Source organism: Vreelandella neptunia, from assembly GCF_000712975.1.
In the GTDB taxonomy this organism is placed as follows: domain Bacteria; phylum Pseudomonadota; class Gammaproteobacteria; order Pseudomonadales; family Halomonadaceae; genus Vreelandella; species Vreelandella qaidamensis.
Genome location: NZ_JHQL01000005.1, coordinates 202,362 through 217,736 on the forward strand (window position 1 = coordinate 202,362; position 15,375 = coordinate 217,736).

The 15,375-nt window shown below is 52.4% G+C and carries 13 protein-coding genes; all 13 read right to left on the reverse strand.

What is annotated here, in order from left to right; genetic code table 11:
• Positions 1 to 31 precede the first annotated feature (31 nt).
• Positions 32 to 2,086, reverse strand: a complete 2,055-nt coding sequence (locus tag CR46_RS0115450) for a sensor domain-containing diguanylate cyclase (RefSeq protein WP_030074252.1) — start codon at positions 2,084 to 2,086, stop codon at positions 32 to 34.
• A gap of 23 nt (positions 2,087 to 2,109) precedes the next feature.
• Positions 2,110 to 2,781, reverse strand: coding sequence for an OmpA/MotB family protein (locus tag CR46_RS0115455; RefSeq protein ID WP_030074253.1), 672 nt, complete (start codon positions 2,779 to 2,781; stop codon positions 2,110 to 2,112).
• Positions 2,782 to 2,785: 4 nt separating this feature from the next.
• Positions 2,786 to 3,601, reverse strand: coding sequence for a motility protein A (locus CR46_RS0115460; RefSeq protein ID WP_030074254.1), 816 nt, complete (start codon positions 3,599 to 3,601; stop codon positions 2,786 to 2,788).
• A 39-nt stretch (positions 3,602 to 3,640) separates the two neighbouring features.
• Complete coding sequence (locus CR46_RS0115465; RefSeq protein WP_030074255.1) at positions 3,641 to 4,342, reverse strand: RNA polymerase sigma factor FliA; 702 nt, start codon at positions 4,340 to 4,342, stop codon at positions 3,641 to 3,643.
• A 26-nt stretch (positions 4,343 to 4,368) separates the two neighbouring features.
• On the reverse strand, positions 4,369 to 4,842 hold the full coding sequence (locus CR46_RS0115470) for a flagellar protein FlhE (RefSeq protein ID WP_198023738.1): 474 nt from the start codon (positions 4,840 to 4,842) through the stop codon (positions 4,369 to 4,371).
• A gap of 133 nt (positions 4,843 to 4,975) precedes the next feature.
• The gene (locus CR46_RS0115475) at positions 4,976 to 5,599 is read right to left on the reverse strand and encodes a hypothetical protein (RefSeq protein WP_030074257.1); all 624 of its coding nucleotides are present in this window, start codon (positions 5,597 to 5,599) and stop codon (positions 4,976 to 4,978) included.
• On the reverse strand, positions 5,596 to 7,815 hold the full coding sequence (flhF, locus tag CR46_RS0115480; protein WP_030074258.1) for a flagellar biosynthesis GTPase FlhF: 2,220 nt from the start codon (positions 7,813 to 7,815) through the stop codon (positions 5,596 to 5,598). Before flhF ends, CR46_RS0115475 begins: the two co-directional genes overlap by 4 nt.
• A gap of 52 nt (positions 7,816 to 7,867) precedes the next feature.
• Complete coding sequence (flhA, locus tag CR46_RS0115485; RefSeq protein ID WP_030074259.1) at positions 7,868 to 9,952, reverse strand: flagellar biosynthesis protein FlhA; 2,085 nt, start codon at positions 9,950 to 9,952, stop codon at positions 7,868 to 7,870.
• Positions 9,949 to 11,115: a flagellar biosynthesis protein FlhB gene (gene flhB, locus CR46_RS0115490; RefSeq protein ID WP_030074260.1), complete on the reverse strand. Its 1,167-nt coding sequence runs from the start codon at positions 11,113 to 11,115 to the stop codon at positions 9,949 to 9,951. Before flhB ends, flhA begins: the two co-directional genes overlap by 4 nt.
• Before the next feature lie 117 nt (positions 11,116 to 11,232).
• A complete protein-coding gene (cheZ, locus tag CR46_RS0115495) occupies positions 11,233 to 11,928 on the reverse strand; it encodes a protein phosphatase CheZ (protein WP_030074261.1) in 696 nt (231 codons plus the stop codon).
• A gap of 42 nt (positions 11,929 to 11,970) precedes the next feature.
• The gene (cheY, locus tag CR46_RS0115500; RefSeq protein WP_030074262.1) at positions 11,971 to 12,360 is read right to left on the reverse strand and encodes a chemotaxis response regulator CheY; all 390 of its coding nucleotides are present in this window, start codon (positions 12,358 to 12,360) and stop codon (positions 11,971 to 11,973) included.
• A gap of 189 nt (positions 12,361 to 12,549) precedes the next feature.
• Entirely contained in the window at positions 12,550 to 14,238 is a 1,689-nt protein-coding gene (locus tag CR46_RS0115505; RefSeq protein WP_030074263.1) for a methyl-accepting chemotaxis protein, read from the reverse strand.
• Between the two features lie 35 nt (positions 14,239 to 14,273).
• Positions 14,274 to 15,335: a protein-glutamate methylesterase/protein-glutamine glutaminase gene (locus CR46_RS0115510; protein ID WP_030074264.1), complete on the reverse strand. Its 1,062-nt coding sequence runs from the start codon at positions 15,333 to 15,335 to the stop codon at positions 14,274 to 14,276.
• Positions 15,336 to 15,375: the final 40 nt, after the last annotated feature.

The following is a 15,375-nucleotide window of genomic DNA, read 5'->3' on the forward strand; positions in this document are numbered from 1 at the left end:
CACATGTGCAGACAATCAACAAAGCTGCTTGTTATTGCACATTTTTTTCAGCAATTTCAACACGATTACGACCATTACGTTTAGCACGGTACATCGCAGCATCGGCCCGGGCGATGATTGTTTTACAACTATCATCGGGTTGCCATACGGCAACACCAATGCTGACCGTCATCGGTTGGTTCAAACCTGTTACCTGAAGTGTGGCTACTAGGCTACGTAAACGTTCTGCAAGCCCCTCAGCAGCGTCCATACTGGAGTGGGTTGCCAACACCACAAACTCTTCACCGCCCCAGCGCCCTAAGTGGTCACAGCCGCGTAGGGAGCTTTCCACCATGCGCGCCAACGATATCAACACATCATCACCCACACTGTGGCCAAGAGTGTCATTAATCTGCTTAAAATGATCAACATCGAATAATAGCAGGGCGAACGCCGCTCCATAACGCTTTGCCGCCACCAGCTCCGCATCAATGGCTTGCTCAATGCGGTAGCGGTTCCACACTTGAGTGAGTGGGTCAAAGTGCGCCAGCTGTTCTAAGCGTTGATTTGCGTCTGCCAGCGCCTTACGCTCACGCTCTAAGTGCATGTTAAGCGTACTAATTTCGTAAGCGGAAATAGCCAGCGTTAAATCTTCGCCTAGATCCATTGCAGCCAAACGTTCCACCCGCTGCCACGCTTCGCTTTTACCCGTGACTTCTTCGCACCATGCAGCAGAAGGCAGCATCATCATTGGTGTCAGTGGCGCTGAAGGGGGCTGCATTGCCCAGTAAAGGGTTTCTACTTGCTCAGGACGAAAAAATATCAGCCAGCCACGCTGAGAAGGGTCAGTAGGCAACGGCACTGCCAACACACCACTTTGCTCTGACATGCCTAATGAGGACGTTAATGGCTCTTTAGCGGTCTCTTGGGTGCACCACGGACCACTATGGACATGTGCTTTTTCAATCCGCGTCACTAGCTGGCTAATGGCCTCAGGCTTAGGCGTATTGCCTGCTTGATAGACACTGCCTTTTACCCACAGTGCAACGCCATGGGCACGAAAGAGCGATTGCCATGTCTCCGCGTGTTCCGTAAATAGCTGATAAGGACTCTGTGGCTTTAACCGATTATTAGATGAAAGCACCAAGCTATCTTGTACCCGCTGCAAATAGCGTGCTTCCTGGCGGGCTCTCAGTAACAACAACCGTTGTGTAGCCATTTGTACTAAGGTGCGCACTGCATCGCGTACCGGGGGTGTTACCGGATAGGCAGATGCCGAATGGCAGAATAGCAGGCCCCACAGGCCAGTATCGCCCTGCATAGCAACGCTTAGCGCACCGCGTACCCCTAGGCGCTGCAAATACTGCTGCCGTTCAGGAGCAGGAGCACGTAAGAAGCAATCACTCAGGTCTACGACGGCTCCCCTTGGCAGCAAGTGCTCACAGGGTGCTGCAACGTCTTGAATAAGCCGTACCGGATGTCGCTCGTAGGCACGCCGCAGCGCAACCGGAAAGTCCTTGGCGGGAAAACGCTGACCCAGCAAGGCAGGTAAGCGGCCTAGTGGCACTTCTCTACCTGGACTAACGCTACCCGGTTTAACACTGCCTGTCGCCAACGATTCCGCGACAATTAAGCCATGCCAATCACTATCGAAATGGCACACTGACACCCGGTCATGCCCCGTTAGCTCCTGCACAGCCATCACTAGATAGTCGAGCAACTCTTCTTGATGGGTGGCTTCCGCTAGGCGCATCAAGCGTTCATTCACCGTGCCGAGTAAACGCTGTTTGCCTAACGTGTGAAGAGGTTCTATCTCAATCACCACATGCATCCCTGAACGGTAAGCATGGAGTTGAAAACGCTGAGAGCGGGTGGGGCATTTAAACGTCAGCGGCCCGGACAAGCGCTGCTTTCCCTGTAGTTCATAGCGTACGCGCTGGCTTAAACGCTTACCCAGCACGCTCGTTAACGTTTGGGTACGCACGTCAGGGATAGGTATATTTAACAGCGATGACAAATTGCTACTAACGGCCTGGATGCGTCGACTATCAGCGTCGAGAACCAGTAAGGCGCCGAACGCCTGCAGTAGCGGATGATGCTTCGACACAAAAATAGCCTCAAGAAATCTATTTACCCCTCAGCCTGCTGCCGTAGCAACAACTCAACGCGCCGGTTGGCAGACCTGCCTTCCAGCGTTGCGTTACTTTCCATGGGTTGGGTATCGGCATAGCCGACTGCCCGCATGCGTGAAACAGCCACTCCCTGACGCTCAAGGTGACGGACAACGGCAATCGCACGCCCTACCGACAGTTCCCAGTTTGAGGGGAAACGCGATGTGGCAATAGGAATGTTATCCGTATGGCCTTCTACCGAAATTTGACCATCAAAGGAATCTAATACAGTCAGAAGGCTTTCTAACACATCTTGCCCTTGTGGCGTTAATACAGCGTCTCCACTAGGAAAAAGCAAACTATCGTCAATGCGCAGCGTAACACCTTCTTGTCCCTGAGAGACACTTACCCCTGGGATATTAACATCTGCCATCTGTGGCTTTAGTCCGCTGTAGCGAGGATGGATACCCGTTGCCAAGCTGGCCAATGGAAGCGAGGTAATAGCAGTGGCTGAGCGCATCCGGTCATTATCAGAGGCTTCGCCACCGCCCGGTGGCGTTAAGGCAAGCAGCAACACAAACAGCGTGATTAACAGCGTCAACACGTCTAGGTAGCTGGTAAGCCAGCTTTCATCTCCTTCACCGGAAACAGGGGGTAGCTCTAATGCATGCCGTGAATCCCGATCAAGCATCGCGCTATCCTTTTGCCGCAGGGCTAGCCGTTGGTCGCGGCTTTACCGTGGCATCGCGAATTTCGTCATGATAATTGACGATAAAGGAGTTAAGCGTTTCTTCAATAAATGAGGGTAGGCGTCGTTTGGTAATCAGGGAAATGCCTTCCAACACCATGTTCATGGTGATGAGTCGCTCTTCCGTTCGCCGCTCTAGCTTGACGGCAATAGGCTTGAACACTAGGTTAGCCAGCAAAATACCATAGAACGTTGTCAGCAGGGCTACTGCCATACGCGGGCCAATAACATCAAGATCTCCCGCATCCATTACTTCCAGCATATTGACCAACCCCACCAATGTGCCAATCATACCGAAGGCGGGCGCGTAGGTGGCCATGGTACGAAATATCTGCGCCTCAGCATGCTCTCGCGCTTTTAATCGTGCGATGCGCCAGCGCAACATATCGAAAATTTCGTCTTCTTTTGTATTCGCAATTACTAATTGAATGCCGGTGCGCAAAAAGGGGTTTCGAGTATGCTCTAGCTCCTTTTCAACCGCCCTGACATCTCCTTTAAACCATAGCCGCGCCATGGAAACCAGCTCGTTAATGTCATCGCGCACATAGGTATTTTCACGCCGAAAGACTAGGCCTACTAAGCGCACTACACGGAGCACTTCCTTCAGTGGATAACTGATAAAGGTCGCTGCCAAGGTACCCGTCACTACAATGGCTAACCCCGGTAAATTAAGAAAACTCTCAGGTGACTCTGCGGTAAAAAACAGCACGCTTACTAGCAATACCATGCTGGCAAAAATGCCGATCAACGTAGATGGATTCATCAACGGCTCCTCGCCGGTTATTAGCGATTTAAATAGGTCTTAGGCGGCATCATACAAACGAGCACGAAGCCTGCTAATTGCTTGGCTGTGGAGCTGGGAGACGCGAGACTCAGTCACGCCCAGTACTGCTCCCACTTCTTTAAGGTTCAGTTCTTCTTGGTAATACAGCGCCATTAACAGCTTTTCGCGCTCGGGCAACGCCTCAATAGCATCAATTAACGACTGGCGCTGCTGGTGGTCTAACAGCTGATCGAAGGGCAAATTGTTTGCATCTTCTTTTGCTGGCTCACTCCCTTCGGCCACTAGCTCTTCAAAGGGCAGTAATTGACCACTATTAGTATCATTGAGTAATTGTTGATACTCATTCAGAGGCATTGCTAAATCCCGCGCAATTTCGCTCTCTTCTGGCGGGCGTCCTAACTGCTGTTCAAGGCGTCTCACTGTATTATCGACGGCCCTAGCAGAGCGACGGACGCTACGAGGCAACCAGTCACGCGTGCGCAACTCATCCATCATAGCGCCGCGAATACGCTGGCTTGCAAACGTGGCAAATGTTGCCCCCTGGGAAGCATCAAAACGCCCCAACGCTTCTAATAAACCCACCATGCCCGCCTGAATAAGATCATCTAACTCAATACTCGCGGGTAATCTTACCTGCAGCGTTAAGGCCTGACGCCTTACCAGTGGCATGTATTGAGTTAACAGCTCGCTCTGTTTAATCCTGCCTTGTGCTGTATACATCCTGATGCCTCACGGCTAAACACTGTTCACTGGTAGTTCACGATCACTTGCAATTTCTGCACTCGCACTGGTCGCTGGCCCGGTGCTAATGAGAAACGAAAGTGCAGCGGCCCATCCACCTGTTTACCGGCTAATGCTGAAGTCATCCCCCGCATTGCCGTTAAGGGAACGCACTGTTCAGGATGACATAGCCACGCATTCACTGGCGTATTGGCTGGCATTTGAAAGCGCCAATGAATACGCCCTATCACAGCACCTTCTACCTGTGCCTCCGTTGGTGGTTCAATAGGCTGGCTACTGATTGCGCGGTCACTCATCGTGACAAACACGCTGGGTACCTCTGTACTCCAACTTCCAGTCGCGGCATAGACACTTCCGCTGACAACGCTTAGTGCCACCATCGCTATGCTTTTGAGCAGTCGAGCGGGCGTTGGGCCAACGGCTAACCAGCCGATTTTAAAGCTAACATTTTTTGGGCTAGCATTTTTGAAACAAATCATTAGGTGAAAACTTCTTGCGTCACATGTGTGTTGCGGCGGTGCTTCTTGAAACTGGTAGGCAGGTGCATTGTTATTCCTTATAAAAGCACTGGATACCGCAGTTAAGACGCGGCCACATTGCGTCAGGCTAGCGTTATCGCGCAAGCAGTAAAAGCTCTATATCCAGATAGTAACGGGCTGCTTCTCGTAAGTTATCGAGCAGGCCTCTGCGCGACAAATGAGGCTCATGCAATGCTAACAACTGCCTTGGACCACCGTTTTCATGCACGTGTCGAAGAACACGATACATCTGTGCGAAGGCATCAGCATCGCTATTAATCCACAAGGCCCAGCGCGAGTAGCGAGCTTTCAGTTGGCTAAGGTCGTCGGCTTCAGCATTAACGATGCGAATGTCCCAATCATCCGGATCACCAGCCCAGCGACGGCCTAATACCGACCACTGCGCCAAGCGACCTTTTACTTTTGCCACCTGCTGCTCTCCACCGTTAAGCAGACCAACCACAATAAGCGGCTTTTGCGGAACTGGCGTTGGCGTTGGCGTTGGCGTTGGCGTTGGCGTTGGCGTTGGCGTTGGCGTTGGCGCAGCGATTAACGGCGACATTATATGATCTGTCGTATTCTCCCGTGGCTCAACCGCCAACTTCTCTTCCACAGGCTCGCCCCCAGCAGGTTCGCCCTCTACTGATGGCACTTGGCGCTGCTGGCGCTGTAAATCTGCCCACTTGCGAAGGCCCGCCGCCTGATCGTCGGCGCTCATACCAGCCCCTCTCGGCTAACGCTGCTAAGTTGGCGAATAGCATCACGCGCCATAAACGCGTGGACAAGCGCATCTAACATCGCTGTATCGCGCCGTTTGCGCGCGGTGCCCAGTAGTCTTAATAGATCGGAACGCAGCGCTACCGACGCCTCATCGCTAGCAGCATCTAGGTGCCCCACTGTTGCAGCGATACCACTGGCCATCAACAAGCGCACTTCGGTACTTACCTCACCGTTATCCGCCTCTTTCAACTGCTGCCAAGCACGTTTGGTTAGGCTCGATAACCCTTCGCTTTGAAGCTGGATAACCAGCAGCGAAAGTACGTCTGCGCCTAATCGGGCAGGCGTTAGCCAGTAACGACGCGCGATACGTTTGCCATTTTCCGGATCACGAACATCACCAACCCATGCCAATAGCGGAGTGCCAGCGGCATCTTCCACCTTGATATAAGTACCCCATAGCTGCATCGTTTGGCCACGAAAGCGCAGATCAGTGTGATGTGAAAGCGGGCTATCTGTGAATAGCTGGCGCTGGGTATAACGTTCGCCCTGACAGTATACCCGCTGGGCAGCCGTTACTAGTGTGATCCAAGTCAGGTGTTGGTCTTCTAGCCACGCTAACGTGGTAGGGTCAGGGAATACAGGTAGCAAATGTACTGCCGCTCCCATCGCTTCACCCTGGTGTAACAGCCGTGTGTGCCAACCCGCTGGTTGACGATGCTGCAAGCTGGTTAACGCAAGCCAACCACCGTCTGCATCTATTCCGACATCAGGCATCGTCCAGTCACAGCCGCGTTCGTTTCGGCGGGGAAACCATGCCATGCCTAGCCCCTTTCCCGCACAAGGCACGCTTACTAATAGCGCATCGAGACGTTTATCTTGCAGCACGCCAGGCAAAGAGGCGATATCCCAGACAGACTCTAACGCTGAGAAGCCGACCACCCTGTCACGTAGCCGCGTCAGTACAGAGCTAAGGCGTCGGCCTTGGCCAAGCACGTCGCGGGACCAGCGTGGCAAAGTTACCGACTGAGCACCCATTGAATTCCCTGCAGCAGGGAAGCTGCGTGACTCTTTCCCTTGGTTTGGATGAGCGGTAAGCGCTTGGTCAATTAATGCAGCAGGGTCAGCAACCGCCATATCCTCAGGAACCTGCTGTCCGTAAGAACCGAATAGCACGCGCATGCCATGGCGCATGACGATATCAAGCACGGGCGCTAAACGTCCGGCTTCGTCCTGCTTGGTAATAATACAATCATCTAACTCAGCGCCTGCTGCCCGCGCCGCTTGGCGATAGCGCAATACGACCTCTTCCAGCGTTTCAGGCTGGCTGGCGGCATTCAGCAACAGCACTAATCGCACGGAGGCTTTCCCGCCTTGCAACTGAGCAATTTGCTCAATCACACGCTGGTCCCGCTGGCTCATACCAACGGTGTCGATAATCACCCATTGCTTACCTTGCAAACGACCTACTAGCTCATCTATCGGTTGTTCGGTATCTAAGGCGTACATGGGGGTATCAAGCAACCGGGCATAGATTCGCAGCTGCTCGTGGGCACCAATGCGGAAGCTGTCGGTGGTGACAAGCGCCACGGGACGCGTCCCATGGCGCATCACAAAACGTGCTGCTAACTTAGCCGTGGTAGTCGTTTTACCCACCCCCGTTGGCCCCACCAGCGCCACAATACCCGCCTGATCAAAAAAGCCGTTCTCCTCTTTTAATACAGGCAATCGCGCCATTAGCTGGTCACGAAGCCATGCCATAACAAGCGTGCTATCAGCCTCTGGCTGAGCCAGTGCCGCTGGCAGTTCAGCGAGCACTTCGTCACTTAGCTCTTCGCTAAAACCAATGTTCAACAGCTGCTGGCGTAATCGAGCTTGAGGGGCGATGTAACCCTCTGTAGCAGGCAGCTCGGCAGCTGGCTGCCGCTGAGAAAGCAGCTCACGCATCTCCTGCATCTCACGCAGTAAGCGCTCACTCATCACTTGAAGCGGATCAGAATCGCGTGGTGGGAATGCCACCTGAGAAACAGAAGTAGACGGTGGGAGCGCTGAGGGGGAAGGCTCGAAATGATCGACGGCTTCATCTGCCATCGCCAAAATTTCAACACCGCCCTCGGTACGACGATTGGCCACAATTAAAGCGTCCTCGCCCAATGCTTCACGCACTTGGCGCATCACATCACGACTGTTTGCTCCAACAAACCGTCTTACGCTCATGCTTTATCTGTGCCTCTATTTGATGGCTTAAAACCAATGCTATGTATCACTCTCATGTCCGCCCTCCGACTACCGTGGTGACTCGCAACGTGCGGTCATCTGGCACTTCCGCCTGGGACATTACTACCAAATGACGCATACGACGACGTAAGAAACGCGATAAAACAGCACGCAGCGAGTGCTGCACCACCAGCACCGGCGCTTCACCGCTACCTTCATGACGCTCTAGTGCTTGCTGCGCCTGGGTCATTAGCGTATCAGCAAGTCCTGGCTCCATCGCACCATTACCGTTCATTGCCTGCATCAGCACTTGCTCTAACTGAGCATCTAGTCCCATCACGTTGAGCATTTCCTGGCCAGCAAACCACTGTTGGGTAATTGCTCGACCCAAGGCAATGCGCACTAAGGCGGTCAGCTCATTGGCGTCTTTCTGCTGTCCTGCATGCTCTGCCAGGGTATCTAGCACGGAACGCATATCACGAATCGAGACATCTTCATCCAGCAAGTTTTGCAAAATGCGTTGCAGCACGGTGAGCGAAATAGCTTTGGGTACGACCTCTTCGACGAGCGATTTTTGATCTTCCCCCAGCTTGTCGAGCAGTTTTTGTACTTCTTGACGCCCCAGCATTTCAGGCGAATGACGATGGAGCAGGTGGTTTAAGTGAGTGGCAATCACCGTGCTAGCATCTACGACGGTGTAGCCGTACACCTGGGCATGTTCACGCTGATTGGCATCAATCCAAACAGCAGGCAAACCAAAGGCTGGATCTTGAGTAGGCGTGCCCTGCAGTTTCCCAGAAACCTGGCCTGGATCGATTGCTAACCACTTGCCTGGCTGCGCTTCTGCTCGCCCGATTTCGGCCCCCTTCATAGAAAGGACGTAGGTATTAGGCGGTAGCTCCAAGTTATCGCGTATATGCACTACTGGCGGCAAGAAACCAACTTCTTGAGCAAATTTCTTACGCACACTTTTTATACGCCCGAGTAGCTCTCCTTTCTGGCGGGAATCCACCAAGGGAATAAGACGGTGCCCTACTTCAAGGCCTAGCGTGTCAACCAGTTGCACATCCTCCCAGCTGGCTTCTGGGGTTTCCTGTTGGGGAAGCGGTGTGGCCGTTATTTCTTCTTTTACTAGTGCCTGCTCTTTTTGGCGAATGAGGAACCACGCTAATCCCCCCAGCAGCGCTGTGAAAATAAGAAATACTAGGTTCGGCATACCGGGTACCAAACCTAACAGCCCCATCACCATAGCAGACAAGATCATGACCTGTGGGTTTACGAACAACTGGCTGATCATTTGCTGGCCAACATCTTGATCAGTATTGACGCGCGAGACAGTGACACCCGCGGCGGTAGAGATAACTAGCGCAGGTATCTGGGCCACCAGGCCATCACCAATAGTTAATAACGTATAGGTACGCGCTGCATCCGCAAAGCCCATATCGTGCTGCATCATGCCGATCAATAACCCGCCGATAATATTGACCACCATAATGACCAAACCGGCCATGGCATCACCACGCACAAACTTACTGGCACCGTCCATAGAGCCGTAGAAATCGGCCTCTTGAGCGACCTCAGCGCGGCGCTTTTTAGCATCTTCTTCGCCGATTAAACCGGCGTTGAGGTCCGCATCAATGGCCATCTGCTTACCGGGCATCGCATCCAGCATAAAGCGCGCCCCTACTTCGGCAATACGCCCAGCGCCCTTGGTAATAACCATGAAGTTGATGATCACAAGGATCAAAAAGACCACCAGGCCAACGGCGAAATTCCCGCCGACCAGGAAAGTACCAAACGCCTCAATCACCTTACCGGCCGCATCGCCCCCTTCGTGGCCTTCCATAAGTACGACACGAGTCGACGCTACATTAAGCGATAGACGTAAGAGTGTTGTGAACAAGAGAACAGCAGGAAATGCCGCAAAATCGAGCGGTTTTTGCGCAAACATACTGACCAGTAACACCATAATGGCCAGCGCGATATTAAACGTGAACAGCAAATCGAGCGCAAAGGGCGGCAAGGGCAGAATCATCATGCCCAAAATCATCAAAATCAGCAGCGGCCCTGCGAGCAACTTCATGCGCACATCGCCCATCCAATCGCGCTGATTGATCAATTGGGTTAAGCCTTTCATGATTGCGCCTCACTGCCACCGGTGTCCCGCTTGTAACGTTCCATGTCGGGGGGAACCGGTAAGTTGTCTGGGGTTGGGGGCACCTCGCCTCCTTGTTGTGCAACCTGTTTCAGGCGGTAGGCCCAGGCCATCACTTCAGCAACCGCAGTATATAGCTCTGCAGGCACTTCAGCGTCTAAGTCCACGTGATGATACAGGGCACGCGCTAAGGGCGCTGCTTCCAATAGCGGCACACCAGCCTCTCGCCCTATTTCACGGATACGCGCGGCCACTGCATCGGCCCCTTTGGCCACCATCCGCGGCGCACCCATGCTACCTTCCTGATACTTCAGGGCCACCGCATAGTGGGTAGGGTTGGTGATGATAACGTCGGCGTCAGGCACTTTGCTCATCATTCGTCCCCTCGCCATGGCTTGCTGCTGCTGGCGAATACGGCCTTTAACGTGGGGATCGCCTTCCGACTCTTTGTGCTCTCGCTTAACCTCTTCCTTGCTCATACGCAGCTTTTTCGCATTGCTCCAAAGCTGAAATGGCACGTCAATCAGAATAACCACAATTAACGACAAAACGATCAGACCCGCAGCAAGGGCCGACATATTCAATGCCGTGGCCAACGCTTGTTGGATGGGCTGATTCATTAGCCCCATAAATTTGCCGAGGTTGGCATACAGAAATGCTGACGCAATGCCGCCGACCAGAATTGATTTGGCAATCGCCTTGGCTAACTCAATCAATGCCTGCGTCGAAAAAATACGCTTTAACCCTTTAATTGGATTTAACTTTGACAGTTTAGGCTGCATCGACTTTGCGGAAACTAACCATCCTCCCAATAGGGCGGGGGCGACCAGCGCAATCACTGTCAACAGTAAGAACAGCGGCAGCATTGCAATCAGTGTGCGCTGGCCTAGATCCAACGCATTAACCAGCATCGGCATGCTCTCCATGGCGTGACGACGCTCGAATAAGAAAGCCTGCTCCATCACCATGCCTAACTGGTCATAGAGCATTTGTCCCATGCTCCATAGTCCAATGACGCCGCCTAATAGCAGCAAAAAGGTCGCCAGTTCCCGAGACCGGGGGACTTGACCTTCCTCACGCGCTTTGTCTAAGCGTCGGGGCGTGGCCTCTTCTGTTTTTTCCTGATCGCTATCGTCATCTGCCATGCGGCCATCCGGCGGTATCTTGCGTGGCTTATCATAAATTCAGCCGCCCCGAAGGACGGCTGAATGGAAGCCTATACTGCCATAGGTAGGGCGTTACAATGTCTTAATAACCACCCATTAAAAGCCCAATTCGTCCAATAAGTCGTCTACTTGGTCCTGACCGGTAACAATATCAGGAGAATTTTCCTTCACCTGAGGACCGTTCAACAGCTCTTCATTGCGACGCGCATTATCATTTTTCCACTGATCTTCTGCTTTGCGCTGCATCGACTCTCTTGCCTGAGCACCAGGCACATTATCGATTAATACCTGCACAAGCTGATGCTCAATCTCACGAATGACATCCATCATCTTCTTGATAACTTGGCCGGTAAGATCCTGGAAATCCTGCGCCATCATAATATCGAGCAGCTCTTTGTTCGTGGCGGCAGCGATAGTGGGTACGTCACTCAGATACGTTCGTGTCTCTTTTACCAACGCCTTGGCATCATCAAGCTCTTTTGGCGCTTCAAACCACTCAGACCAGCGCTTATCCAACGCTTCAGCACGATCTGAAAGCTGGTCTTGCAAGGGCTGCGCTCGGTCAATAGCATTTAACGCACGATCAGCCGCCTGCTCGGTCATGGTCGCCACATAATGCAATCGATCACGCGCGTCAGGAATAGCTTCCGCTGCTTTTTCGATCTCTTTATCTAGGCCCAACTCGCGCATATTATCGCGCAACATGCGAGTAAGCTTACCGATGCGAAAGATCAAATCTTCCGCAGCATCTTCGGACAGCTGGGTATCGCTAGCCTGCTCATGCTGACTCATCGTGTTATCTCCTCGTTAACCGAGTACTCAGGCGCTGCCGCGTCATTTACCCATTTTCTCGAAAATTTTGTTTAGCTTCTCTTCGAGTGTGGCAGCAGTAAATGGTTTTACGACGTAGCCATTAGCACCCGCTTGGGCAGCCGCGATGATGTTCTCTTTCTTGGCTTCTGCGGTCACCATTAATACTGGCAAGCCTTTTAACGCCTCATCTTGACGAATTTCTTTAAGCATTTCTAAGCCGTCTAGATTGGGCATATTCCAATCAGATACGACGAACTCGAAGTTTCCAGCGCGCAGCTTATTTAAGGCATCTTGGCCATCTTCCGCTTCATCGACATTGGTAAAACCTAGCTCTTTTAGCAAGCTACGAACAATCCGACGCATGGTGGGAAAGTCGTCAACTACTAAAAAACTCATATTCTTGTCGGCCATCGGTCATCCTCTCGTTCAAAGTATGTCGTCACAATCATTCTTAAAACAGGCTGTTTTAAGCCAGTCGTCAAAGCAACGTTTATAAACAACATCCACAACATTCATAAAACAGCTTTAAAACCAAACCAAAAACCGCCTGCTAAGTAACTAATTAAACTATCGATTTAAGCTACTATTGGTGTTGTCCCATTAAAATGCTTCCCAAGCGTCGTGATCGGCAGGTTCAGGCGTGCGGCGCGGCGTAGCCACGTGCTTAGCTGTCGGCTCACGTGATTGTTGAGGGCTGGGTGGCAGCGCTTGGCGCTGTGGTTCACCATGGTCAGTCAACAAAGCAAAGACAGCCACCGCCTCTTCTAGCTTGTTTGCCTGCTCCTCAAGCGACATCGCTGCGGCAGTGGCTTCTTGCACTAATGAGGCATTCTGCTGAGTTGTTTCATCCATCTGCCCCACGGCTTGGCTTACCTGCGTGATACCGTCGCTTTGTTCCTGAGATGCAGCGGAAATTTCATCCATAATATCGGTCACTCGACGAACGGCAGTCACCACATCAACCATCGTGGAACCCGCTTGTTCTACCAGCGTAGAGCCTTGCTTGATTTGGGAAACAGAGGCCTCAATCAGCGTTTTAATCTCTTTAGCAGCATCCGCACTGCGGCTAGCAAGGTTGCGTACCTCGCCGGCTACGACGGCAAAACCACGCCCTTGCTCTCCGGCACGCGCCGCTTCTACAGAGGCATTAAGTGCCAAGATATTGGTTTGAAAAGCAATAGAGTCAATGACACTGGTAATATCGGCGACCTTCTGGGAACTGGTAGAAATACCGTGCATGGTGTTCACTACTTGCTCTACCACTTGCCCGCCTTGCTCAGCAGTGGTGGAAGCATCTGCTGCCAAGGTGCTTGCCTGGCGGGCATTATCGGCATTCTGCTTAACCGTTGCCGTCATCTGCTCCATGCTGGCAGCCGTTTCTTCAATCGACGCGGCCTGCTGTTCTGTGCGCGCAGACAAGTCTGCGTTGCCTCTCGCGATCTCCTGAGTACCGTGATGAATTTCACTGCTACCTTCACGCACCCGGGTCACAATCGCCGTCAGGTTTTGCTGCATCGTGCCCATTGCTGCAAACAACCGACCGACTTCATTATTGCCTGAGGCGGGGACAGGCTCCGTTAAATCGGCCTGGGAAATTTTGTCTAGACGTCTTACCGCGTCGTTTAGTGGTGCGATGACCGTGCGGCGTAAAGCAACGTAAATTATCAGCGTCACCAAAAGCGCGATGGTGACGGCAAACACGTTGATTAGCATAAACCTATTGCCTTGGATCTCGGCTTCGCTACGAATGCTTTCTACACGTTGAAACCCATACTGCACGAAGGCGGTAACACTATTGGACAACTTGCTGAGTGGTTCAACCAGCTCTCCTCTAAGCCGGTTAAAAGTATTAATGTCCATTGTTTCGAACGTTGCATGCTGCTGTTTAACTAAGCCAATAACCTCACGGAAGTCTGTCTCTAAGGTATTGCCTAGGGCTTCACCCTGGTCAGTCCGAGGAGTTGCAACAAAGCTCTCAAAACGCTCTTCGGCGCGCTCAATTCGATCCAGAGCAATATCGACCTGGGCATTGGATTGACGTGTTTGACCGACCATTAAAAAGTTAGATGCTGTTTCCATGGCCAGCATCGCCTGGTTGAGCAACGAGTCTGCGCGATTAATCTCGTTGAGCTGACCATTACTGATGAGGCTATAGGTTGACAAATTAGCCTGAGCATTGCGATCTGACAGGAAGCTAATACTGGCTAACACCAGGATTAGGATGGCAAAGCAAGCAAGCGCGACGATAACCGCGGAATGAATATTGATCTGACGCAGTGAGCGTGTCATTTTTTGTGCCCCTTATAATAATCGTAATGGGGTGGTTATACCCGCTGAGCACGCCCTGAAGCGGCAATTAAGGCCATCAAGCGTGATGGAATATCCTCTAAAGCAACCACATCTACCGCTCCCCCTACTGCGATGGCTTCTCTTGGCATGCCAAATACCACACAGCTTTCTTCGTTTTGGGCAATGGTGGCAGCTCCCGCTTGACGCATTTCTAACAGTCCTGTGGCGCCGTCTTTCCCCATCCCGGTCAAAATCACCCCAATGGCATTTTTCCCTGCATGTTTTGCGGCAGAACGGAATAACACATCCACAGAGGGGCGATGACGATTCACCGGTGGGCCATCATTAAGGCGCGCCACGTAGTTAGCACCGCTACGTACAAGCTCAAGATGTTGGTCACCCGGTGCAATATAGGCATGGCCTGGTAAGACCCGCTCGCCATCGGTGGCTTCTTTTACGCTAATACGGCACAGCCTATCCAGCCGCTCAGCAAAGGAGCGCGTAAAGCCTCCGGGCATGTGCTGAGTAATCAAAATGGCAGGCGCATTCGCAGGAAGCGGCTCAAGAACCGAACGAATCGCCTCGGTACCGCCGGTAGAAGCGCCGATAATAATGAGCTTCTCACTGGAGACCATAGGAGCTTTCAGCTGCGTGGGCGGTGGCGCATTTTTGTGACGGGCTTGGCGTGGACGCGAGCGAGCAGCCGCACGCAGTTTATCGGTAATTTCAGCCGCATATTCCATCATGCCATTACGAATACCCAAGCTTGGCTTGGCGACAAAATCCAACGCTCCTAGCTCTAAGGCACGCAGCGTAATTTCTGAGCCACTTTGGGTTAGCGATGACACCATGAGCACTGGCATAGGGCGGAGTCGCATTAGTCGCTCAAGGAAATCAAGCCCATCCATCCGCGGCATTTCCACGTCAAGTGTCAGTACATCAGGATTGTGCTGCTTGATTAAATCTCTAGCTGCAATGGGGTCAGGCGCCACGGCGACGACTTCCATGTCTGGCTGTGAGTTGATTATCTCAGTCAACAAGTCTCGAATCAGCGCCGAGTCATCGACGCACAACACTTTGATTTTGGCTGCGTTCAAAGCACGCCTCCTTTATACGGTAGCCACCTGTGTGCCAACC

Coding starts and splice junctions, on each gene's coding strand:
- cheZ (WP_030074261.1), bottom strand. CDS start 11,928: ATGAGTCAGCATGAGCAGGCTAGCGATACCCAGCTGTCCGAAGATGCT.
- CR46_RS0115470 (WP_198023738.1), bottom strand. CDS start 4,842: ATGATTTGTTTCAAAAATGCTAGCCCAAAAAATGTTAGCTTTAAAATC.
- flhF (WP_030074258.1), bottom strand. CDS start 7,815: ATGAGCGTAAGACGGTTTGTTGGAGCAAACAGTCGTGATGTGATGCGC.
- CR46_RS0115505 (WP_030074263.1), bottom strand. CDS start 14,238: ATGACACGCTCACTGCGTCAGATCAATATTCATTCCGCGGTTATCGTC.
- CR46_RS0115465 (WP_030074255.1), bottom strand. CDS start 4,342: ATGTATACAGCACAAGGCAGGATTAAACAGAGCGAGCTGTTAACTCAA.
- CR46_RS0115475 (WP_030074257.1), bottom strand. CDS start 5,599: ATGAGCGCCGACGATCAGGCGGCGGGCCTTCGCAAGTGGGCAGATTTA.
- flhA (WP_030074259.1), bottom strand. CDS start 9,952: ATGAAAGGCTTAACCCAATTGATCAATCAGCGCGATTGGATGGGCGAT.
- flhB (WP_030074260.1), bottom strand. CDS start 11,115: ATGGCAGATGACGATAGCGATCAGGAAAAAACAGAAGAGGCCACGCCC.
- CR46_RS0115460 (WP_030074254.1), bottom strand. CDS start 3,601: ATGAATCCATCTACGTTGATCGGCATTTTTGCCAGCATGGTATTGCTA.
- CR46_RS0115455 (WP_030074253.1), bottom strand. CDS start 2,781: ATGCTTGATCGGGATTCACGGCATGCATTAGAGCTACCCCCTGTTTCC.
- cheY (WP_030074262.1), bottom strand. CDS start 12,360: ATGGCCGACAAGAATATGAGTTTTTTAGTAGTTGACGACTTTCCCACC.